Source organism: Pantoea sp. UBA7232, assembly GCF_002473195.1.
In the GTDB taxonomy this organism is placed as follows: domain Bacteria; phylum Pseudomonadota; class Gammaproteobacteria; order Enterobacterales; family Enterobacteriaceae; genus Pantoea; species Pantoea eucrina.
This window is the reverse complement of the sequence record NZ_DKTK01000004.1, coordinates 1-21,348: the sequence shown is the minus strand read 5'-3', so window position 1 is coordinate 21,348 and position 21,348 is coordinate 1. Positions and strand designations below refer to the sequence as shown.

The 21,348-nt window shown below is 57.4% G+C and carries 18 protein-coding genes; 12 read left to right on the top strand and 6 right to left on the bottom strand.

Annotation, left to right across the window (positions count from 1 at the left end; genetic code table 11):
- Positions 1-40: 40 nt before the first annotated feature.
- The 3 genes from exbB (at position 41) to B4056_RS01280 (ending at position 2,722) form a co-directional block, all read left to right on the top strand.
- Entirely contained in the window at positions 41-769 is a 729-nt protein-coding gene (gene exbB / locus B4056_RS01290; protein ID WP_186368988.1) for a tol-pal system-associated acyl-CoA thioesterase, read from the top strand.
- A gap of 5 nt (positions 770-774) precedes the next feature.
- Positions 775-1,197, top strand: a complete 423-nt coding sequence (gene exbD, locus B4056_RS01285) for a TonB system transport protein ExbD (RefSeq protein ID WP_039380171.1) — start codon at positions 775-777, stop codon at positions 1,195-1,197.
- A 202-nt stretch (positions 1,198-1,399) separates the two neighbouring features.
- A complete protein-coding gene (locus tag B4056_RS01280) occupies positions 1,400-2,722 on the top strand; it encodes an MFS transporter (RefSeq protein WP_094110967.1) in 1,323 nt (440 codons plus the stop codon).
- 40 nt (positions 2,723-2,762) lie between these two features.
- Here the strand turns inward: B4056_RS01280 and B4056_RS01275 are convergent, their stop codons facing one another.
- The 5 genes from B4056_RS01275 to B4056_RS01255 are packed head-to-tail and all read right to left on the bottom strand — an operon-like array spanning position 2,763 to position 7,959.
- Positions 2,763-3,725: a Csu type fimbrial protein gene (locus B4056_RS01275; RefSeq protein ID WP_113655798.1), complete on the bottom strand. Its 963-nt coding sequence runs from the start codon at positions 3,723-3,725 to the stop codon at positions 2,763-2,765.
- Positions 3,718-6,150, bottom strand: coding sequence for a fimbria/pilus outer membrane usher protein (locus tag B4056_RS01270; protein WP_150034622.1), 2,433 nt, complete (start codon positions 6,148-6,150; stop codon positions 3,718-3,720). The genes B4056_RS01275 and B4056_RS01270 overlap by 8 nt, the downstream gene beginning before the upstream one ends.
- Positions 6,150-6,839 (bottom strand): fimbrial biogenesis chaperone, encoded by a 690-nt coding sequence (locus B4056_RS01265; RefSeq protein ID WP_071669240.1) that lies wholly within the window; start codon positions 6,837-6,839, stop codon positions 6,150-6,152. Before B4056_RS01265 ends, B4056_RS01270 begins: the two co-directional genes overlap by 1 nt.
- Positions 6,840-6,861: 22 nt before the next feature.
- Entirely contained in the window at positions 6,862-7,338 is a 477-nt protein-coding gene (locus tag B4056_RS01260; RefSeq protein ID WP_039385638.1) for a Csu type fimbrial protein, read from the bottom strand.
- 51 nt (positions 7,339-7,389) lie between these two features.
- A complete protein-coding gene (locus B4056_RS01255) occupies positions 7,390-7,959 on the bottom strand; it encodes a spore coat protein U domain-containing protein (protein WP_039380159.1) in 570 nt (189 codons plus the stop codon).
- A 403-nt stretch (positions 7,960-8,362) separates the two neighbouring features.
- Here B4056_RS01255 and B4056_RS01250 point away from each other — a divergent pair, with 403 nt between their 5' ends.
- The 3 genes from B4056_RS01250 to B4056_RS01240 all read left to right on the top strand — a co-directional run bounded on the left by B4056_RS01250 (position 8,363) and on the right by B4056_RS01240 (position 14,355).
- A complete protein-coding gene (locus B4056_RS01250) occupies positions 8,363-10,450 on the top strand; it encodes a putative bifunctional diguanylate cyclase/phosphodiesterase (protein WP_288653549.1) in 2,088 nt (695 codons plus the stop codon).
- A gap of 180 nt (positions 10,451-10,630) precedes the next feature.
- Entirely contained in the window at positions 10,631-11,233 is a 603-nt protein-coding gene (locus B4056_RS01245) for a hypothetical protein (RefSeq protein WP_094110963.1), read from the top strand.
- Positions 11,234-11,511: 278 nt separating this feature from the next.
- Positions 11,512-14,355, top strand: a complete 2,844-nt coding sequence (locus B4056_RS01240) for a sensor domain-containing protein (protein WP_094110962.1) — start codon at positions 11,512-11,514, stop codon at positions 14,353-14,355.
- A 155-nt stretch (positions 14,356-14,510) separates the two neighbouring features.
- Here B4056_RS01240 and ftnA read toward each other — a convergent pair whose 3' ends face one another.
- Positions 14,511-15,017, bottom strand: coding sequence for a non-heme ferritin (gene ftnA / locus B4056_RS01235; RefSeq protein WP_039380152.1), 507 nt, complete (start codon positions 15,015-15,017; stop codon positions 14,511-14,513).
- Positions 15,018-15,446: 429 nt separating this feature from the next.
- Here ftnA and prfC point away from each other — a divergent pair, with 429 nt between their 5' ends.
- The 6 genes from prfC (at position 15,447) to deoC (ending at position 21,163) form a co-directional block, all read left to right on the top strand.
- Positions 15,447-17,036 (top strand): peptide chain release factor 3, encoded by a 1,590-nt coding sequence (gene prfC / locus B4056_RS01230; RefSeq protein WP_039380149.1) that lies wholly within the window; start codon positions 15,447-15,449, stop codon positions 17,034-17,036.
- Positions 17,037-17,293: 257 nt separating this feature from the next.
- Positions 17,294-17,881 carry a molecular chaperone OsmY gene (gene osmY, locus B4056_RS01225; RefSeq protein WP_288653544.1) on the top strand — a complete coding sequence of 196 codons (588 nt, stop codon included), beginning with the start codon at positions 17,294-17,296 and terminating at the stop codon, positions 17,879-17,881.
- A 96-nt stretch (positions 17,882-17,977) separates the two neighbouring features.
- The gene (locus B4056_RS01220; RefSeq protein WP_065648197.1) at positions 17,978-18,139 is read left to right on the top strand and encodes a DUF1328 domain-containing protein; all 162 of its coding nucleotides are present in this window, start codon (positions 17,978-17,980) and stop codon (positions 18,137-18,139) included.
- A 171-nt stretch (positions 18,140-18,310) separates the two neighbouring features.
- A complete protein-coding gene (locus B4056_RS01215) occupies positions 18,311-19,363 on the top strand; it encodes a patatin-like phospholipase family protein (protein ID WP_288653542.1) in 1,053 nt (350 codons plus the stop codon).
- On the top strand, positions 19,360-20,163 hold the full coding sequence (locus tag B4056_RS01210) for a TatD family hydrolase (protein WP_288653540.1): 804 nt from the start codon (positions 19,360-19,362) through the stop codon (positions 20,161-20,163). The genes B4056_RS01215 and B4056_RS01210 overlap by 4 nt, the downstream gene beginning before the upstream one ends.
- 220 nt (positions 20,164-20,383) lie before the next feature.
- Positions 20,384-21,163: a deoxyribose-phosphate aldolase gene (gene deoC, locus B4056_RS01205; RefSeq protein WP_039380141.1), complete on the top strand. Its 780-nt coding sequence runs from the start codon at positions 20,384-20,386 to the stop codon at positions 21,161-21,163.
- Positions 21,164-21,348 lie beyond the last annotated feature (185 nt).

The window sequence follows — 21,348 nt, the reverse complement described above, 5'->3', positions numbered from 1 at the left end:
CAACAGAATCTGGAGATGCAGCGTGGTAGCCAGTGATTTAATGCAGACAGACCTCTCCGTCTGGGGGATGTACCAGCATGCCGACATCGTGGTTAAAATTGTCATGATTGGCCTGTTACTGGCATCCGTCGTGACCTGGGCCATCTTTTTTGGCAAATATGCTGAACTGAGCGCCGCGAAACGTCGCCTGAAAAAAGAGCAGCAGGCGCTGGGCGCAGCACGCTCGCTGGCTGACGCTTACCGTACGGCAGAGAGCTTTAAAGCCAGCAGTCACAGTGCTGTACTGCTGGCCGATGCGCGCGAGGAGCTGACGCTGTCAGCGGGCACAGACGATCTGGCGGGCATCAAGGATCGCACCAGTTTTCGCCTTGAGCGTCGGGTAGGGGCGTTCGGTCGTCATGCCGGGCGCGGCAATGGTTTTCTGGCAACCATCGGTTCCGTGGCGCCTTTTATCGGCCTGTTCGGTACCGTATGGGGCATTATGAATAGCTTTATCGGCATCGCTAAAACGCAGACTACCAATCTTGCCGTGGTCGCGCCTGGCATTGCTGAAGCGCTGCTGGCGACAGCAGTCGGCCTGGTTGCCGCTATTCCTGCCGTGGTTATTTACAACGTTTTTGCGCGCATGATTGCCAATTATAAAGCGTCGCTGGGTGACGTCGCAGCCCAGGTGCTGCTGCTGCAAAGCCGCGATCTCGATCTCGGCACGGCGCACGTCGCGGCGGAAACCAGCCGTCCGGCCGCTACGCATAAGCTGCGCGCAGGATAATCATTATGGCGATGCGTTTAAACGATGAGGCCGCTGGCGACAGCGAAATGCATGAGATTAACGTCACGCCGTTTATCGACGTTATGCTGGTGCTGCTGATTATCTTTATGGTGGCGGCACCGCTGGCAACGGTAGATGTACGCGTTAACCTGCCAGCGTCCACCAGCGCACCGCAGCCGCGTCCGGAGAAGCCGGTCTATCTCTCAATCAAAGCGGATAAGCAGATCTATATCGGCAATGATGCGGTGACGAAAGAGACGCTGGTAAACGCGCTGACTGCGCAGACCGCGGGAGATAAGCAGACCACTATCTTCTTCCAGGCCGATCAATCAGTGGACTATGCCACGCTGATGGCGGTGATGGACCAGCTGCGCGCAGCGGGCTATCTGAAGATTGGCCTGATGGGAATGGAAACGGCCGGCAAATAGCCGGACTGTTTTGCCGAAGAGAAAGCCGCTGATAACAGCGGCTTTTTTTATATCTGCTTTCTGCAGAGCGGCTGTCAGAACCGCCCTGCATTGTTAATTTCCTGTTACCTTTTGTCAGTCTTTGTAAAGCACAATGGTGATTCAGATCACATTCATTCCTGGCTGAGCAGGCTACAACGGGTAAAAAACCAGGAAGGACAGTATGAGCAGCCAGTTATCTCTGCAAAAACCTGCGCGCAGCGGGGCGAAAACCATCTTTAGCGTTACCAGCGGTAACTTTCTTGAGATGTATGATTTTATGGTCTTTGGCTACTACGCCACCGCCATCGCGAAAACCTTTTTTCCCGGCGACGATCCCTTTGCCTCTCTGATGCTGACGCTGATGACCTTCGGCGCCGGATTTCTTATGCGTCCGCTGGGCGCCATTGTGCTGGGTGCCTATATCGACCATCACGGCCGGCGCAAAGGCCTGCTGCTGACGCTGGGGCTGATGGCGATTGGCACACTGACCATTGCGCTGGTGCCGGGTTACGCCACGCTTGGCGCTGCGGCACCAATTTTGATCCTGCTCGGACGCCTGCTGCAGGGCTTCTCCGCGGGGGTAGAACTCGGCGGCGTCTCAGTCTATCTCGCAGAAGCTGCGCCCAAAGGACGTAAAGGGTTCTGGGTCAGCTGGCAGTCGGGCAGTCAGCAGGTGGCGGTGATTTTCGCTGCGCTGCTGGGACTGGGGCTGAATCATATACTGGCAAAAGAGGCCGTTACCGAATGGGGCTGGCGTATTCCGTTTGTGGTGGGCTGTATGATTGTGCCGTTTCTGTTCTGGATCCGCCGCATGCTGGAGGAGACAGAGGCGTTCAGCCAGCGTAAAACGCATCCTTCGATGCGCCAGATTGTGCGGTCAGTCGGACAGAACTGGGCGCTGGTGCTGGCGGGCATGCTGATGGTGGTCACCACCACCGTTATGTTCTACATGATCACCGCTTTCACGCCAACCTTTGGCAAAACGGTGCTGATGATGAGCGATAAGCAGAGCTTTCTGGTCACGCTGTTTGTCGGGATATCCAATCTCTTCTGGCTGCCGGTTATGGGGGCACTTTCCGATCGGGTCGGACGGCGGCCGCTGCTGATTATCTTTACCGTGCTAATGATCCTGACGGCCTGGCCGGTGCTGCACTGGCTCACCGGTTCCGCGAGCTTTGCGCATCTGGTCGAAGCGGAGCTGTGGCTCTCTTTTCTCTATGCCAGCTACAACGGTGCCATGGTGGTCTATCTGGCAGAGATTATGCCGGCAGAGGTGCGCGCATCCGGCTTTTCCCTGGCCTACAGCCTGGCGACCGCACTGTTTGGCGGCTTTACGCCAGCCATCTCCAGCTACCTTATTCATGCCACCGGCGATAAAGCGATGCCCGGCATCTGGCTCTCATTTGCTGCCGTCTGCGGACTGGCAGGCACACTGCTGATTGGCCGGATGGTGAGACAGTATCAGCAGCGCCACGCGGTAACGCCCGCCAGCGCCTCACTCTGATGCTTTTCCGGCCGCGCCCTGCGGCCGGCTCTCTCCCCCGCTAAAACGCCACGTCCACCACCACGTTATCCGTGTAGTTTCCGGCTGCCGGCGTCGCCTGCGTCGTCAGTATCCGGGCCGTGTAGGTAAAGTTGCGCGTTACCGTATCGGGATTAAGCGAGGTTGACGTTGTGCTGCTCCAGCGATCGCTGCCGGAGGGTCCCCAGCGCGAGGTCGTGGCCGCGTCTTTATAAATGTCATAGGCCAGCCGGCTGGCTCCATTTGCCATCTGCCGCGCGGTGCCGCTGAAATTATTGCCGTTGCTCAGCCCAACGCTATAGGTGCTCCCTTTAGAGCAGACCACGCTGATGGTCTGCTGAACGGCAGAGAAGCTACCCGCCAGCGGCGCGCTGCCAAAGTTGAGGTTCGGGGCGGTAATGGTGGTGCAGTCGTTGGTGACCACCAGCGTCACGGTCAGCGGCAGGGCGGTGCCGCTGCTGGTTTGCACGGTTCCCAGACATATTCCGGCCACGCCGGCGCTGGTACAGACGCTGTAGCTGACTGTCAGCGTCAGGGTGGTGGTGTATGTGCCTGCCGCAATCACCTGGCCCGGCACGGTGCGGAAATAGAGCGGGATAGTGAAGTTGAGGCTGTTGCCCAGCGCCAGCAGCGCCGAGGCGTTCCAGCGGTAGCTGTTGCCCTGACGCAGTTCGGTGGCGCAGGCGCTGTCGACACAAAGCTGGATCGGAACGTTATCGCTGCCGCCGGCGCTCGCTTTCAGCGTGGCGCGGGTCCCGTTCAGGTAGCTGGCAGCGGTAAACGCATAGGCAATGTAGTCGTTGCCCAGCAGATTAAGCGTGGCGGAGCCGCAGTTGACATTCGTATTGGCGGACGTGGGGATAACCTGAGATTGCACAGAAAAAGTGGTCTGGCTGCCAAAGCTGGCCGGCGAAGCGGAGAGCGGGCAGAGCGCATAGCTGGCGCCGGGCAGCAGCAATGCCAGCATCAATAGTAACTTAATCATGTTGTAATCCTGCTGAGGGTGTCTGCGCCAGCGCACCGGCGCCGGGCTGCGGGAGAGGTAGCGCGCAGACCAGCGGGCCATAGGTCTTCAGCGCCTCTGGTTCGCCGCGCGCGACGCTGAACGTGGTTTCACACTGACGGCCATCGGGCGTGATAACCTGCAGCGTATTACGCGCCTGCAAATTCTCCAGCCAGACGATGCCATCCCAGCCCACATAGCTGCTCTCTTTACCTGCGCGCAGCACCTGACTGGCAAGCGGCAGCGGCTGACCGCGCGTGTCGTGCAAAATAACGCTGGCGGCGCGCAGCGGCTCAATCGGGAAGTCGAGCAGAAAACCGCTTTTACGCTTCACGGCAATGCGCTGCTCAACCCGGGACGCGGCGACACTGGCAGGCAGATCCAGCGTATCGATATCATATTTTGCGCCGTAGTAGCTGCTGACCGCTGGCACCAGCAGATAGCCCTGGCCGTCAGTTTTCCCCATCGTCTGGTTCTCATAGCGCACGGTCACGCCGGGATAGCGGGTTTTCACCAGCACAAAGGCGTCGTTGATATCATTAGCAGCAAAGAGGCGGTTATCCATCAGCACCAGCGCACCGGAGAGATCTGCCCATTGCGTTGTATTGTCATCATCGCCCCAGAATCCGGCTGACGTATCGATCCGGTTATTGCGATAGCGCAGGCTGCCCTGACGATAATCGCCGCTGTCTCCCCCCTGGCGTGCCCAGGAGGCGTCCCAGGCGATTCCCCCCTCAGTGGGCATTGCCCGCGAGGCATACAGCCGCTGGTTACTGCGCCCCTGGCGATCGCGCTCCACGCTGACAGAGGCGCTGCTCTGTTCACCAAACGGGATCACCAGTGAAATCGCTCCGTCCCAGCTACCGAGGTCGCGATCGCGGCTGGCTGAGATATAGAGACTGCTGTTGCCCCACAGGTTTTTGCTCCAGGTCAGGTTCCACAGACGCGTGCGCTCACCGTAGCCGCCGCTGATATCGAGATAAGCGAGTCCCAGACTGCCGTAGTCGCTGAGCGACAGGCTGGCCGTATATTGTGCGCTGCGACGCGCGAGTGAATAGCGGCTGTCGGCGCTTTCACTGCGGCTGCCGATCAGCGCCAGATTACTGAACGTGGTATCGCGCAGAATGTGCTGGGTGCCAAGGCTGAACCAGCTGTTGTTATATTGATATCCCCAGCTGTACTGCGTGCCGCTCTGGCCCTGCGCGTCGCTCTGCGCCACCGCCGCGTTGATAACGCCCAGGCTTCCCGCTTTCAGCAGGCCGCCCGCACCGCCCATGACAACGTCATCACTGCCTTCAGCGTGCGACTCCAGCGTCAGCCAGTCGCTGATACCGTAGCGATAGGAGCCACTGGCAGCGGCAGCGCCGTAGTCGGCACTCTTCACACCATAATTTTGCCGGACAGCGCCGGCAGAGAAGGCGTAATCAGACAGGCCACTTTTTAACAGGCTGGCCGACACGTAAAAGGGCAGCGTGGTGGTGACCTGACGCCCCAGCGCATCGGTGGTGGTGATCACCGCATCCCCGGCACCATTGACAAAGGGGATGTTGGTCAGCGACCACGGACCGGGCTGCACCGCCGTTTGCGCACTGCGATAGCCGTTAATAAACAGATCGACCGAGGAGGGCACCGCCGCCTGGCCGCTGAAGGCAGGCAGCGGATAAGTTACTAAATCGGGACGCACGCTGAAATCACGCGCTATCTGCACCCCGCCCAGCCGCACGCTGTTGCTCCAGCTCAGGGCGTCAGTGATAAGGTCGCCCACCCGCCAGCTGAGCGCGGCGTCTTCATTCTCATTGCTGAACCAGGTGTCGTAACGCAGATATCCCTCCTGCTGACCGCTGAGCGATCCATTCAGCTGCTGCGTATAGACGCCGTTAGAGGAGAACTGTCCTGCCGGGCCGAACAGCCGTAACTCATTCCACGAGGAGAGACGTGAGCCGGCCCGGTCGGTGTGGGTCAGATAAACGTCGTAATTCAGCAGCGCCCCGTTGCTGGCGCGCGCCGGAAAGCGGGGACGCTGCTCAGCCTGCCCGAGCCGCTGCGCCGGCAGCCAGGCCGGCGGCACCGTCAGCAGCAGCCGCTGCCGGGTTTCATCATAGGTGACATCCGCGCCAGGCAGCTGCCGAAGATCGACCCGCTCATCCGGCAGCTTTTCCGCCGCCACGCCCGCCTGCAGCAGATCGCTGCGGCGCAGCCAGAAATGATCCTGCTGATGTTCAACGGCAACAATTTCGCCGCGCGCGCGCTGATTGATAATTAACTCCAGCATCAGCTGCTGCCCCTGTGCGCTGCTTTCCAGCGCGGGCGGAGGCGGCAGCGCAGACCAGCTCTCCGCACGCCCGTGCGCGGGCAGGATCATCAGTACGCTGCCCAGCAGCAGATAACGCGAGGGCGCAGGCGTCATTAGCGTGCGGCAGTACTGCGCCAGGCGCGGTTGTTGACATCGGCTGCCAGCTCTCCGCGCAGGGGCTGGCTGACCGGCCAGCGCTGGCTGCTGTGTGCCAGCACATAGCCAAACAGGCCGTTGCCCAGGGCGGCTCCGCCGGCGCGGACATTGCTCAGGCGCGCATGGCCGCTGCCGCTGTTGGTCAGCTCCAGCCAGCGCCTGCCGCCGCTGCTGACTTCGCGCCAGCTCAGCACCGCTTTTGCGCTGTCGCGCGTCAGACCGCTGCCGTAGACAAACAGCGGAACGGAATAGCGCATCTGAAAGTTAAGCCCGGCCTGATTATCACCGGGCTTACGCGGCGACGGGATCTCATCAAGTACCACGCGATAGGCGCTCTCCTGACCGGCAGGGGGCGGCGTCTGTTTGATCAGGCGTACCAGCTGTTTTTGCCCCGGCTCCAGCCGCACCATAGGCGGACTGGCGGCGACCTGCTGCTGCGTCTGATACTGCTCCTGGCCCTCGCGCTGCTGCCAGGCAAAAATGCGTACCTGCATAATGGTGCTGCTGCTGCCGCGGTTCTCCAGCCAGAGCTCGCTGGCTTTATCTTCAGAGGCTATGGCGGGGTCAATGGGCCAGATCATCAGCGAGTTGGCGGCCCGGACTGAGGGGATGATTAACAGCAAAAGCAGCGCGCACAGGTTTCTCATGGTTCATCCTTTTTTTTCAGCATCACCAGCTCAGGGTGACGGTCAGCGTGTCGGTATAGGTTCCGGCTTGCGCGGTGCCAGGCAGCGTCAGCTGACCATAAACAGGCAGCGTAATCGTATTCGCATTGCTATAGTTCAGCGCTATAGCGCTGTTAATGGGTATAGGCGCAGTCAGCGCAGCGTTACTGAAGAGCCGGTAGGCAACGGTATTGCTGCTGCTGGTGTGTTTGAGATTGCGGACAGAGGTGTAGTTAGCGCCGCCGTCAATACTCATGCTGACGGCGGTGCCTGGCGTGCATGCCAGGTTTAGCGTTGTGCTCTGCAGGTAGCTTGCGCTGAAGTTTCCCGTAGCCACGCCGGAGTGCGAGCCAAAGTTGAGCGTACCAAACACGCCCGTATTGCTGCCCGACACCACGCAGCCCGCCACGATGGACGCAGCGACCTGAAAGTTTGCCACAGGCAGCGCATCTGCCGGCAGGCAGGCGAAGGCTGCTATCAGCCCCGCCGCCCGCCAGAGAGAGAGGGATAGCCTCACTGCGCGCGCCCGCGCTCAGTAATTCACCGCCACGTTTATGGTGTCGGTATAGGTACCCGCCGGGATAAGCGGGTTGAAGCCGCCGCCGACGACCCGACCATAGATGGCATAGTTGGTGCCCAGCGTCGGATCGGTGGTGCCGCTGGCGGCAATGTTGGTGTTGTTCGCTATCGCGGTGGTAAAGGCGGCGTCGCTGTAGAGGGTATAGGCGATGCCCCGCGTATTATCCGAGCCCAGAATGAGGTAGCGCGGCTGGCCGCTGACGGTGCCGTAAATCGTGCCCGGCGCGCCGTTGCTGCTGGTGACCTGTACATTAAAGGTCTGTCCGGTTGTGCAGCGCACATAGATACCGCTGCCGGCCGCGCCCACCAGCGTGGCATTCAGCGTATCAAAGGTAGCTGCGCTGCTGCCAAAGTTCAGGGTACCGAAATTGACGCCGGTGGTGGCTGACTGACCGTTGACCAGGCAACCGGTCGTCAGCGTGAGCGTGGCGTTGATCGCCCCGGTAGTGGTGGCTGCCAGGGCCGTTACGGACGTCAATCCTGTGTACAGGCCTGCGGTCATAAGAAAAAGCTTGAGTTTCATAATCATTCCTTACTGATTATCCGGAGTCGATGCTTTTCCACCTGGCCTGTTAATAAAAAACGAACCCGTAAAATGCCGCTGGCAAAGAGAATTAAGGCGATACATGGCGCTTCCCCCAGATTAGCACTGAGGTTGCTTTATGATTTACATCAGTTTTATTTACTATAGTTCAGCCTGGTAGTACGTCTAATCTCTGACACGCTTTTTCTACTCATTATTTTTGCCCGCAGGCCGATAATAGAGTCATAACAGTGGCTGGCCTTGCTGCCAGCCTGCTGTCGTCTGGCGCGGGAAGAGGGCTGGATTTCTGCCTCGTTCAGGAAGGGCGATAGCGGTTCAAAAGCTGCAGGGATGCCGTTTACACGACTTTATAGCTGGAAACAGCGTTAATCCGGACTTCCCTATGCTGGTAACGTCATACGACTCATTCACGGTTATCGTTTCAATTATTGTCGCCATGCTCGCCTCCTTTACTGCGCTGGATATGGCAGGCCGGGTCGCCTCCTCGTCAGGTCGCGTCGCGCTCATCTGGCTGCTGGGGGGCGGTTTTGCCATGGGCGTAGGAATCTGGGCGATGCATTTTATCGGCATGCTCTCCATGAATCTCGATATGGAGATGAGCTATGATCCGGTGCTCACTGCAGCCTCCATGCTGGTTGCTATTCTCGCCTCGATTTTTGCCCTGCGGCTGGTCTGCGTGGGAGAGCTGCCGTGGCGGCGACTGGCTGGCGGCGCGCTGGTGCTGGGGTCGGGCGTAGTGGCTATGCACTATACCGGCATGGCGGCGCTGATGTTTATGCCGGGTATTATCTGGAACCGGGGCTGGATCGCCGTCTCGGTGCTGATTGCGCTGCTCGCATCAGGGGCTGCGCTCTGGCTGGCCTTTCACCTGCGCCACAGCTATGGCCGGGTAACGCTGCTGCGTTTTGGCGCCTCGGTTGTTATGGGGTGTGCCATTGCCGGCATGCACTACACCGGTATGGCGGCGGCCGGATTTCCGGCGAGCAGCCACGTCACACATCACGGGGTAAACAGCGACTGGCTGGCGATGATTGTCACCGTGGTGACGCTGGCGATACTCGGCATTACGCTGCTGGTCTCTATGCTGGATGCGCGTATGCAGGCGCGCACGTCAATTCTGGCGCGCTCGCTGGCAGAGGCGAACCGTGAACTGGCCCAGCTGGCGCTGCATGACAACCTGACCCGGCTGCCCAATCGCATTTTACTGGAGGATCGGCTCGATCAGGCGATCAACAAAGCCAATCGCGAGAAGTCGCAGTTTGCACTGATGTTTATGGATCTTGATGGTTTTAAAGCGGTTAACGATGCGTTCGGGCACCATATCGGCGATAAACTGCTGGTGAGCGTAACGGAACGTATGATGAGCCAGATGCAGGGGCACTATACGCTGGCGCGAATGGGCGGAGATGAGTTTGTGCTGCTGCTGGAGATTGACGATCCCAATGACGCCGCCTCGGTGGCCGATATGCTGGTGAAGGCCGTTGACCGGCCGTTTGCCATATCGCGTTATGAGCTGGTGGTCTCTTTAAGTATCGGGATTGCCGTCTATCCTGGCGACGGCAGAGATGAGCGCGAGCTGATGTTTAACGCTGATGCCGCGATGTACCACACCAAACACAATGGCCGCAACGGTTACACCTTCTTCCAGCCCTCAATGAATGTTCTGGCGCAGTCGCAGCTGCAGCTTAACAACGATCTGTGGCAGGCGCTGGATAACCGTGAACTGCGGCTGTTTTACCAGCCGAAGTATTGTGCCCCCGGCGGGCCGATTCTCGGTTTTGAAGCGCTGCTGCGCTGGCAGCACCCGCAGCGCGGTCTGCTTACGCCTGATCTGTTTCTGCCTGGCGCAGAAAAAACCGGTTTAATCATAAATATAGGTAACTGGGTGATCAACGAAGCGTGCCGCCAGCTGCACTGCTGGCATCAGGAGGGGCATACCGCCTGGTCAGTTGCGGTGAACCTCTCTGCGCTGCAGTTTGAGCAGTCCGGGCTGATTACCACCGTGACGCAGGCGCTGAAAACGCATCAGATCCCGGCAGAGCAGCTGACGCTGGAGGTGACAGAGACCACGGCGATGCGCGATCCGGAAGAGAGCGTGCGTATCCTGACTGAACTCACCAGCATGGGGGTAAAGGCGTCGATTGATGACTTCGGAACCGGCTACTCCAGCCTGCTCTATCTGAAGCGACTGCCCGCCAGTGAACTGAAGATCGACCGCGCGTTTGTGAATGAGCTGCAGGCAAATTCCGAGGACGCCACTATCGTCTCCGCTATTGTCGCGCTGGCGCAGTCGCTGGATCTGAAAGTGGTCGCGGAAGGGGTGGAGACGCCCGATCAGCAGGCTTTTCTGACCGGCCTTGGCTGCGACACGCTGCAGGGATACCTGCTCGGCAGGCCGCTGCCACCTGAGCGCGTAAATGAACTGCCCGATTTTGTCAGCAGCCAGTGCGATCTGGATAAAACCGCCTGAGCGCGCACCGCAACCTCTCTCCCGGAGAGCGATCGCTATCACAAACCGGCAACGCCGAAACGAAAAATTTGGCTTAAGTTACTAAGCGACTAATTAACAGGGATTTTTTCAGATATTGCCACATTGCATTACCGCCTGAAATTGCCACAATTAATTAACATTATTTGTCGGAGCACGTTCATGGCGTCCTGTTCTTCCAGCCTGCTGTTATCGATGTCGTTTGCTGCCGGCACCTTTTCAGCAGGCGCCTCCTTTAACCCGCAGCATCTGCGGCTCTCTCACGCCAGCGGCGGCGTGCCGAACAGCCTGCTGCCGCTGATTATCTGGCCGCGTGTGGTGCCGGATGACACGGAAGATAGCGCACGCTGGTTTGAAACGACCTTTACCGCCAGCGGCTGGCCTGCCGCATGGCGCGCGCCGGTATTCCCTTATACCCACTATCATCCGAATACGCATGAGGTGCTGGGCGTCGGGGCGGGCTGGGCTGAGATCCTGCTGGGCGGCGACAGCGGGCGTATGGTGGTGCTGCGTGAAGGTGATGCCGTGCTGATCCCGGCAGGCGTCGGGCATAAACAGGTTTACGCGTCAGACGATTTTTTCATGGTCGGCGCTTATCCGGAAGGAATGACGCCCGAAACAATACGCGATGAACCCTCGCGGCTGCGTGCAGCCAGAGAGCAAATTCAGCGCGTTCCTCTGCCCCCGCGCGACCCGCTTACCGGCGGCAAAGGGATGATGACCGACCTGTGGCTGCCGGTTATGCAGCAGCTGGCAGCCCGATAGGCCAGCGACAGCGTCTCGTCTCTCTGCCCATACCGGCTCTCTCCGGTATGCGGCTTTCCTGCATGCTCTTCCCCGACTGACCTGCCATAAATAGCAGGTAGCCACGAGGAATGATGTATTTCTCTGAACGTTTTCTCGCCACTGCCGATAACACTCCTGCCAGATTTTGTCTGAAATCGATTAGCGCTTGTCAGCGCTGCACTTTTGCGTTTAAGTCTGAAATAATTAAGAATCTTCTGAAAAGCCGATGCTGTATCAGGCCGGAACAGGCACAAAATATGAACAATAACTCTGATGTAATGTATCGGCTGCTGGTGCAGAGCGTCGTAGATTACGCCATTTACATGCTCAAACCTGACGGTACCGTTGCTAACTGGAATACCGGTGCGCAGCGCGCCAAAGGGTATACGCCAGATGAGATCGTTGGTAAAAATTTTGCGCTGTTTTATAGCGAAGAGGAGCGCAAAAACGGCGCGCCGCAGCGCGGTCTCTCTGTTGCTGCCGCAACCGGTAAGTTTGAAACCGAAGGCTGGCGCTATCGCAAAGATGGCAGCGCGTTCTGGGCTCACGTCGTGATTGACGCTATCCGGGATGAGCAGGGCGAGCTGCTGGGTTTTGCCAAAATCACCCGCGACTACACGCAGCAGCAGGCGCAGCAGCGCAGGCAGCGTGAACAGGAGCAGCGCTTTCGTTTACTGGTAGAGGGCGTAACCGACTATGCGATTTATATGCTGGATCTGGAGGGCAACGTTGAGAACTGGAATGCCGGGGCTCAGCGGACAAAAGGCTACGTGGCAGAGGAAATTGTCGGACAGCACTTCTCCCGCTTTTACAGCGCGCAGGATCGTCTGAACCATCTACCGGAAAAGAATCTTACGACCGCGTTTAAAACCGGACGTTTTGAAGATGAGGGGTGGCGCTATCGTAAAGATGGTTCCGCTTTCTGGGCGCACGTTATCATCGACGCAATTCGCGACGACGCCGGGAAACTGATTGGCTACGCAAAAATTACCCGCGACTGCACTGAACAGCAGGCGCTGCTGCGCCAGCAGCGCGAACATGAAAAAACGTTTCGGCTGCTGGTGGAGGGCGTCACCGATTACGCTATCTACATGCTGGACCTGAAGGGGCGAGTCGTTAACTGGAACGCCGGGGCGCAGCGCGCTAAAGGATATCGCGCAGATGAGATTGTGGGGCAGCACTTCTCACTCTTTTACAGCGCGCAGGAGCGCCAGCTCCATCTGCCGGATGCAAACCTCGGCATTGCGCTAAAAACCGGGCGGTTTGAAGATGAGGGATGGCGCTACCGGAAAGATGGATCGGCTTTCTGGGCGCACGTGGTAATTGACGCGATTCATGATGAGAGTGGACGCCTGATCGGATTTGCCAAAATCACGCGCGACGTGACGGAGCGGCGTGAACATGAGCAGCAGCTTCTGCGCGCGCGCGATCTGGCACAGGCGCAGAGCAGCAGAATGTCGGAGCTGTCGACCTTTCTCGACACCATCATCAGCAACATCCCCTCCTGCGTGATTGTGGAGGATGCTATCAGCCGCGAAATTCTGATGGTGAATGCCAAGGCTGAGCAGCTGTTTGGGCTGAGCCGATCGCTGCTCATGCATAAGCGTCCGCACGAGTGCATGTCTGCCGAACTGAGCGACTACTTTAATAGCCTGGCGGATATTGCGCTGCGCAGTGAAGGCATTCACGCCCGCGAGCAGCTGCTGCTGACTGCCAGCGGTGAGCGGGTTCTGCATACCCGCGCCACCACCATCACCGGCAAAGATATGCGGCAAAATTATGTCATGCTGATCGTGGAAGATGTGACTGACCAGCGCGAAGCGGATGCGCGTATTCACCATATGGCGCATCACGACAACCTGACCAGCCTGCCTAACCGCATTCTGTTCCGGCAAAAACTCAGCGAAGCGCTGCGTAACGACACGGCACAGAACCAGATCAGCGCCACGCTTTGTCTCGACCTCGATAATTTCAAAAACGTGAATGATGCGCTTGGCCACCAGATTGGTGACGATCTGCTGCGCGCGGTGGCTAAGCGGCTGCGCAGCGTGCTGCGTGAGCGTGATACGCTGGCCCGCATCGGCGGCGACGAATTTGCTATTGTGCTGCCCGATATCCACAACGCTGACGAAGCGGCCACGGTGGCGCAGCGCCTGATCGAGGCGATTCATCCGCCCATGAATGTCGAAGGGCATAATCTTACCGTGGGCCTGAGCGTGGGGATCGCCCTGACCACCCAGGCCGTCAACACGCCGGAACATATGCTGCGCTGCGCCGATATGGCGCTCTACGAGGCGAAGCGTAACGGCCGTAACCGCTATGAGCACTTTACGCCAGAGATGGATGACCAGGCGCGCAGCCGGCGCATCATTGAAAACGATCTGCGTGATGCGATTACCGGGCGGCAGCTCAGACTTTACTATCAGCCCATTACCAGTCAGAGCGGCATTATTGGTTATGAAGCGCTGATGCGCTGGCACCATCCGGTCAAAGGCTTAATCATGCCGGTGGATTTCATCCCGATTGCTGAAGAGACCGGGCTGATTCATATGCTGGGTGCCTATGCGCTGTATGAGGCGTGCCGCGAAGCGCAGAGCTGGAACACCGAACAGTCCGTTTCGGTGAATCTCTCACCGCTGCAGTTTAAAAACAGCTCGCTGGTGTCGGTGGTTGAGGGGGCGCTGAAGGAGTCAGGTCTGGCACCGCATCGGCTGGAGATGGAGATCACGGAGTCGGTGCTGCTGGACGATACGCTGGGCAATATCCGGACGCTGCAGAACCTTAAAGCGCTGGGCGTACAGATTGCGCTGGATGATTTTGGCACCGGCTACTCTTCGCTGAGCTATCTGCGCTCATTCCCGTTCGATAAGATCAAAATCGATAAGTCTTTCATCAACGATATGGGCGACAGCCGCGAAGCGCTGGCGATCATCCGGGCAATAACCGGCATGAGCCGCAGCCTGGATATTCAGATCACGGCGGAAGGCGTGGAGAACAGCGAACAGTTTGCGAAGCTGCGTGAAGAGGGCTGCACGCTGTTTCAGGGTTACCTGTTTGGCCGCCCGCAACCTTCAGAGCTGCGACTGAAAGCGCTGGAGTAAGATGGCGCCGTGAGTGGCGACGTGACAATGCAGGGCGCGCGTTTATGCACTCCTGGCCGTCTGCAGGCTCATCGCCCTCTGAGCGCACGCTTTCAGCATAAAAAAAACGCCCGGCAAAACCGGGCGCTGCTGCTTGCTGTATGTCATCTTTTTTATTATTGACCGTGACCTTCCACGTTCATGCGGCCCAGGTCCTTGTCCACCAGGAACAGACCTTCACCTTTGTTACCCACCAGCGCCAGTTTATCGAGCACGGTTTTAAACAATTTCTCTTCTTCATGCTGCTCTGCCACATACCACTGCAGGAAATTAAAAGTAGAGTAGTCCTGCGATGTCAGCGCGGTGTGTACCAGTTCATTGATTTTCTGCGTGATCAGCTGCTCATGCTTCAGCGCTTCACTCAGCACGTCGCTCAGAGAGTTCCAGCTCACAGCCGGTGCCGCTATGCTGCCCAGTACCGGCATAGAACCCGCGTCGCTGACATAATCAAACAGGCGCTGCATATGCTCCATCTCTTCACGCGAATGCATTTTCAGGAAAGAGGCGGCCCCTTCAAATCCTTTATCGCTGCACCAGGCGCTCATCTGCAGATAGAGGTTGGCAGAGAAGAACTCCAGATTAAGCTGATCGTTCAGGCGAGAGGTCATTTCAGCAGTTAACATAGCTGCGTCCTTATTAAGCAGTCAGAAAATTTACGGCGAATTATGCAGCAATATCCGCTTTTATGTGAAGGCTTTTTTATACAATATTTTAATTTATATCATTGAATACAAATGGAATTATTCAACATTCTGAATGCGACGAATTCTCATTGTTAACTGAGTGCCATTCGCCTGCCATAACCGGATGCGGACGGAGCCGTAAGCGGTTACCTGCGCGCTACAGTCATGATTTCCCCGCCTGCTGAAATATTGTATGCTATGCCGCCTCAACGCTGACCGGATAACCGGAGCACCGCCAGCGCAGCCGCGAACCGCTGCTGTGCAGTGACGCCACGGCGTTGCCACTGGCACTGTTACCCACCGGACAGGTTCCGGAACGATTTATCTGCCGCGCGTTACAGACGCGCCGCCCTGAAGAAGAACGCACTCATGTCTAATGCTCCCTTTTTAGAAGAAGTGGCGCGCCGCCGTACCTTTGCGATTATCTCGCATCCGGACGCTGGTAAAACCACAATCACCGAAAAAGTCCTGCTGTTCGGACAGGCTATCCAGACTGCCGGTACTGTTAAAGGCCGCGGCTCCAGCCAGCATGCTAAATCAGACTGGATGGAAATGGAGAAGCAGCGTGGTATTTCAATCACCACCTCGGTGATGCAGTTTCCCTATCGTGAAAGCCTGGTCAACCTGCTGGATACGCCGGGGCATGAAGACTTCTCGGAAGATACCTATCGCACGCTGACCGCCGTTGACTGCTGTCTGATGGTTATTGATGCCGCGAAAGGGGTTGAGGATCGTACCCGCAAGCTGATGGAAGTAACCCGCCTGCGCGATACGCCAATCATCACCTTTATGAACAAACTGGACCGCGACATCCGCGATCCGATGGAGCTGCTGGATGAGGTTGAGAGCGAGCTGAAGATCGCCTGCGCCCCCATTACCTGGCCAATCGGCTGCGGCAAGCTGTTTAAAGGGGTTTACCACCTTTATAAAGATGAAACCTATCTCTATCAGAGCGGTAAAGGCCATACTATTCAGGACGTGCGCGTTGTAAAAGGATTGAATAATCCCGATCTCGACGCGGCGGTGGGCGAAGAGCTGGCACAGCAGCTACGTGATGAGCTGGAGCTGGTGCAGGGCGCCTCACACGAATTTGAGCAGTCGCTGTTTCTCAACGGCGAGCTGACGCCGGTGTTCTTCGGCACTGCGCTGGGCAACTTTGGTGTCGATCATATGCTGGATGGCCTGGTCTCCTGGGCACCTGCGCCGATGCCGCGTAAAAGCGATACCCGTATTGTGGAAGCGCGTGAAGAGAAGTTCAGCGGTTTTGTCTTCAAGATTCAGGCGAATATGGATCCCAAACACCGCGACCGCGTGGCGTTCATGCGTGTGGTATCGGGTCGTTATGAAAAGGGTATGAAACTGCGTCAGGTGCGTACCGGCAAAGATGTGGTGATCTCCGATGCGCTGACCTTTATGGCAGGCGATCGTTCGCACGTTGAAGAGGCGTTCCCGGGCGATATCATCGGCCTGCATAACCACGGCACGATTCAGATTGGCGACACCTTTACCCAGGGTGAAGCGATGAAGTTCACCGGCATTCCGAACTTTGCGCCAGAGCTGTTCCGCCGCATCCGTCTGCGCGATCCGCTTAAGCAGAAGCAGCTGCTGAAAGGTCTGGTTCAGCTCTCTGAAGAGGGCGCCGTGCAGGTATTCCGCCCGGTGCATAACAACGATCTGATTGTTGGCGCCGTCGGCGTGCTGCAGTTTGATGTGGTTGTCGCCCGCCTTAAGAGCGAATACAACGTTGAAGCGATCTATGAAGCGATCAACGTCTCCACCGCCCGCTGGGTAGAGTGCAGCGACGCGAAGAAGTTTGACGACTTCCAGCGTAAAAATGAGGTCAATCTGGCGCTGGATGGGGGAGATAACCTCACCTATATCGCGCCTACGATGGTTAACCTGAATATTACGCAGGAGCGCTATCCTGACGTGGTTTTCCGCAAAACCCGCGAACACTGATCCCGCCTCGCTATCAGGACCAGTCATTACTGGTCCTGCTTTTTTTGTTACAGACTCCTCTTAATTACGCTGTCATTCTGACTTTCTGGCGAGATATCAACCACAAAAGCCAGCAAAAGCTGTAATCCCTACTATGATTATTCTGTCGTACGAAAAAACAGGCCTGCGAGTTTGGTTACGTCCATCAAGGCAACGGCGCCGTTGGCTGTTGTGCATTCGCGCTTGCGGGTGAATTAACTGATAGAAGGATCATATCGATGAATAAGACTAAGATTGCCAAGACCCTGATTGCTGCACTGGCCGGTACGGCGCTGTTAAGCGGTGCAGCATTTGCTGCTGATACCAGCTCGACGGGTTCCAAAATCGATAGTTCTATGAAAAAAGTCGATGGTTTTATGGATGACAGCGGCATCACGGCCAAAGCCAAAGCGGCGCTGGTTGATGATGACGCGATTAAAAGCACGGATATCTCCGTCAAAACGCAGCAGGGTGTGGTGACATTAAGCGGTTTCGTTGCCTCGCAGGATCAGGCTGAAAAGGCTGTCGCTCTGGTGCAGAAAGTTGAAGGAGTGAAATCCGTCAGTGACAAACTACACGTCAGAGACAATAAAGAAGGCTCGCTGAAAGGTTATGCCGGTGATGCCGCCACAACCAGCGAAATTAAAGCTAAGCTGTTAGCAGACGACATTGTTCCATCGCGCAATGTGAAGGTGGAAACCACCGATGGCGTGGTTCAGCTGTCAGGAGAAGTTGCGAATCAGGCACAGTCTGACCGTGCTGAGAAGATCGCAAAAGCCATTGAAGGCGTGAAAAGCGTGAAGAATGACCTCAAGGCGAAATCTTAACGCAGCCGGAACGGCATCGCTCTGATGCTGTTCCGCAATAAAACAGTGAAGTGAAGAATAAGCAGTTCGATTTCTACTATGGTAAAGGAGAGGCTTATGTTTCGTTGGGGTATTATCTTTCTGGTCATTGCACTGATCGCGGCAGCCTTAGGATTCGGCGGTCTGGCAGGTACGGCAGCATGGGCAGCTAAAATTGTCTTTATTGTCGGTATTATTCTGTTCCTGGTTAGCCTGTTTACCGGGCGCAAAAAACTCTGACCAGACACATCAATTGCAGTAACCCGCTAGTGATGTAAAGCGGAGGCCAGTCATTGACGGCATTGTCTGCCGTCGCAGCTGCCCGTGCAGTGGGTCAGGGAATGACAATGACTGGTTCTCCGGGATGCCGCTCTGGCCTCCCTCAGAGCAGCAACTACTGAGGGTACGCCATTGGGTATACGCATTCCGGTCTCACTCGGTTCCTTCGAACCGCTGGCGCTTCAGCCATTTAAATCCCGTAAAATTGCACTTGTCTGTGAAGGCGGCGGCCAGCGCGGAATATTCACCGCAGGCGTACTGGACGCATTCCAGCGGGCCGGATTTAACCCTTTTCATCTGATGCTGGGCACCTCCGCCGGCGCGCAAAATCTCTCCGCCTTTGTCTGCGCTCAGCCGGGCTATGCCCGACGTGTTATTACCCGCTATACCACCAGTAAGCAGTTTTTCGATCCGCTGCGCTTTGTACGCGGTGGACATCTTACCGATCTCGACTGGCTAATCGATATTACCCGCAGTGAATTTCCTCTGGCGTTCAGCAGCGCGCAGAAACTGTTTGCCGGTGGCAGCGAATTTTATATGTGCGCCTGCCGCAGTGACGATTATCAGGCACGCTATTTCAGGCCTGATGAGCTGACCTGGCATGACATCATCAAAGCGTCCAGCGCCATTCCTGGCTTTTATCGCAGCGGCGTGCTGATGGATGGCGTCAGCTATCTGGATGGCGGCATCAGCGACGCCATTCCGGTGCGTGAAGCCGCGCGACGCGGCGCGGATACCATTGTGGTGATCCGGACCACGCCTTCGCAGATGTTCTATACGCCGCAATGGTTCCAGCGGATGGAGCGCTGGCTGGGTGACAGTGCGCTGCAGCCGATGATCAACATCCTGCATCATCATGAAGCGAGCTATCGCGAGATCCAGCAGTTTATTGAACAGCCGCCGGGTAATCTGCGCATTGTGGAGATTTGCCCGCCGCGTCCTCTGGCCAGCATGGCGCTCGGCAGCCGCGTGGCCGCGCTAAACCACGATTATCATCTTGGCCGGCGCAGCGGACGCTATTTTCTGGCTACGCTGGGGCAGTGGTTGAGTGATGCAGAGCCGGCACGCCGATCGCTGCCGATTGCACCGCCCGCCGCCGCTGCAAACGCGCCGGACGCGCGGCCGTTACACACGCCGCCGCTGGCGGGGAACGATGCTGCCTGGGATGAAGGATCGCTGGCATGAAATTTATCGACACGCACTGCCATTTTGATTTCCCGCCGTTTGTTGATGATGCGGTCGCAAGCATTGCCCGCGCCGCCGCCGCCGGCGTAGAGCGCATTATTGTGCCATCGACAGAAGCGAGTCGTTTTGCACGCGTTATGCAGCTGGCAAAAGATCACACGGCGCTCTATGCGGCGCTGGGCCTGCATCCGATCAATATTGCCCGTCATCAGGACGATCATCTGGATCTGCTCGCGCAGTATCTGGCACAGGCAGAGAGCAACTGCGTAGCGATCGGTGAGATCGGACTGGATCTCTATATGAACGATCCCGATTTCGACAAGCAGACGCGACTGCTGAACGCGCAGTTCATTCTGGCAAAACGTTTTGATCTGCCGGTGATCCTGCACTCCCGCCGCACCCACGATCAGCTGGCGATGCTGCTGCGACGCCATAATCTGCCGCGGTGTGGCGTCGTGCACGGCTTTGCCGGCAGCCAGCAGCAGGCAGAGCGCTTTATCCAGCTCGGCTATGCCATCGGCGTGGGAGGCACCATTACCTGGGAGCGCGCCAGCAAAACCCGCCATACCATTGCCAGCCTGCCGCTGGCGTCGCTGCTGCTGGAGACTGACGCACCGGATATGCCGCTGCAGGGTTTTCAGGGAGAGCCCAACCGGCCTGAGCGGGCGCGCAATGTGTTTGAGGTATTGTGCACGCTGCGTCCTGAACCGGCTGACGTGATTGCCGATGCGCTGTGGCAGAACAGCCTGCGTATATTTGCATTTTCTTCCCGATCGCCGTCCGGCGATCTATCAGAGTGATACCATTCAGCGCGCGATTTTGTGATAATAATTACATCTGCGTTGCGATCTGTTTAGCCATGCATTCACGTCAAAAAGAGATCTTAAGCAGATTTTCTATGTAATTTCGAGCTGCTATCTCTTTTTTATGTGATCTGATTCGCAATGGCAGTTCCCGACAATTGTTAAAATAATCACATTATCCGGCAGCTCGCTGCTGGCCTGACATCCGGAGCCTGTTATGACTGACCTTAATGCTGCTGCGCAGCGCGCGCTGCAACTGATGGATCTCACTACCCTGAATGACGATGACACTGATGAAAAAGTCATTGCGCTGTGTCATCAGGCCAAATCCCCTGCGGGCAACACTGCCGCTATCTGCATCTATCCGCGCTTTATCCCGATCGCCCGTAAAACGCTGCGCGAACAGGGTACGCCTGAGGTGCGCATTGCGACCGTGACCAATTTTCCGCATGGTAATGCGGATATTGAGATCGCTCTGGCGGAAACGCGCGCCGCTATCGCTTACGGCGCTGACGAAGTGGATGTGGTATTTCCCTATCGCGCTCTGATGGCTGGCGATCGTGATACCGGCTTTGCGCTGGTTAAAGCGTGCAAAGAGGCGTGTGCGGCAGCGGACGTGCTGCTGAAAGTGATTATCGAAACCGGCGAGCTGAAAGAAGAGGCGCTGATCCGTACGGCATCAGAAATTGCGATTGATGCCGGCGCTGATTTTATTAAAACCTCAACCGGTAAAGTGCCGGTGAACGCCACGCCGGAAGTTGCCGCCATCATGCTGCAGGTTATTCGCGATAAAGGCGTGCAGCAGCAGGTGGGTTTTAAACCAGCCGGCGGCGTGCGCACCGCAGAAGATGCCGCTCTTTACCTGAAGCTGGCTGACGACACCCTCGGTGAGGGCTGGGCCGACGCCCGTCATTTCCGCTTTGGTGCCTCCAGCCTGCTGGCAAACCTGCTCAGCACGCTGGGCCACGCAACCAGCGGCAGCAAAACGGGTTACTGATAGCGGCCTGGGTTAAATCCCGTTGCGGGATACGGAATCGAATATTGCCGTAGGGGCCGCATTAATGCGGCCCGGGTTGAATCCCGGCACTGCGTCCGGCCAGGGGCGCATGAATGCGCCCCCTACAGGGGCCGGAATCGAATATTGTCGTAGGGGCCGCATTAATGCGGCCCGGGTTGAATCCC

Bases quoted from the DNA above. Each gene is read 5' to 3' on its own strand.
- B4056_RS01255 (WP_039380159.1), bottom strand. From the start codon at position 7,959: ATGAAACTCAAGCTTTTTCTTATGACCGCAGGCCTGTACACAGGATTG.
- exbB (WP_186368988.1), top strand. From the start codon at position 41: ATGCAGACAGACCTCTCCGTCTGGGGGATGTACCAGCATGCCGACATC.
- B4056_RS01265 (WP_071669240.1), bottom strand. From the start codon at position 6,839: ATGAGAAACCTGTGCGCGCTGCTTTTGCTGTTAATCATCCCCTCAGTC.
- ftnA (WP_039380152.1), bottom strand. From the start codon at position 15,017: ATGTTAACTGCTGAAATGACCTCTCGCCTGAACGATCAGCTTAATCTG.
- prfC (WP_039380149.1), top strand. From the start codon at position 15,447: ATGTCTAATGCTCCCTTTTTAGAAGAAGTGGCGCGCCGCCGTACCTTT.
- B4056_RS01220 (WP_065648197.1), top strand. From the start codon at position 17,978: ATGTTTCGTTGGGGTATTATCTTTCTGGTCATTGCACTGATCGCGGCA.
- exbD (WP_039380171.1), top strand. From the start codon at position 775: ATGGCGATGCGTTTAAACGATGAGGCCGCTGGCGACAGCGAAATGCAT.
- B4056_RS01275 (WP_113655798.1), bottom strand. From the start codon at position 3,725: ATGATTAAGTTACTATTGATGCTGGCATTGCTGCTGCCCGGCGCCAGC.
- deoC (WP_039380141.1), top strand. From the start codon at position 20,384: ATGACTGACCTTAATGCTGCTGCGCAGCGCGCGCTGCAACTGATGGAT.
- B4056_RS01250 (WP_288653549.1), top strand. From the start codon at position 8,363: ATGCTGGTAACGTCATACGACTCATTCACGGTTATCGTTTCAATTATT.
- B4056_RS01245 (WP_094110963.1), top strand. From the start codon at position 10,631: ATGGCGTCCTGTTCTTCCAGCCTGCTGTTATCGATGTCGTTTGCTGCC.
- B4056_RS01240 (WP_094110962.1), top strand. From the start codon at position 11,512: ATGAACAATAACTCTGATGTAATGTATCGGCTGCTGGTGCAGAGCGTC.
- B4056_RS01210 (WP_288653540.1), top strand. From the start codon at position 19,360: ATGAAATTTATCGACACGCACTGCCATTTTGATTTCCCGCCGTTTGTT.
- osmY (WP_288653544.1), top strand. From the start codon at position 17,294: ATGAATAAGACTAAGATTGCCAAGACCCTGATTGCTGCACTGGCCGGT.
- B4056_RS01270 (WP_150034622.1), bottom strand. From the start codon at position 6,150: ATGACGCCTGCGCCCTCGCGTTATCTGCTGCTGGGCAGCGTACTGATG.
- B4056_RS01280 (WP_094110967.1), top strand. From the start codon at position 1,400: ATGAGCAGCCAGTTATCTCTGCAAAAACCTGCGCGCAGCGGGGCGAAA.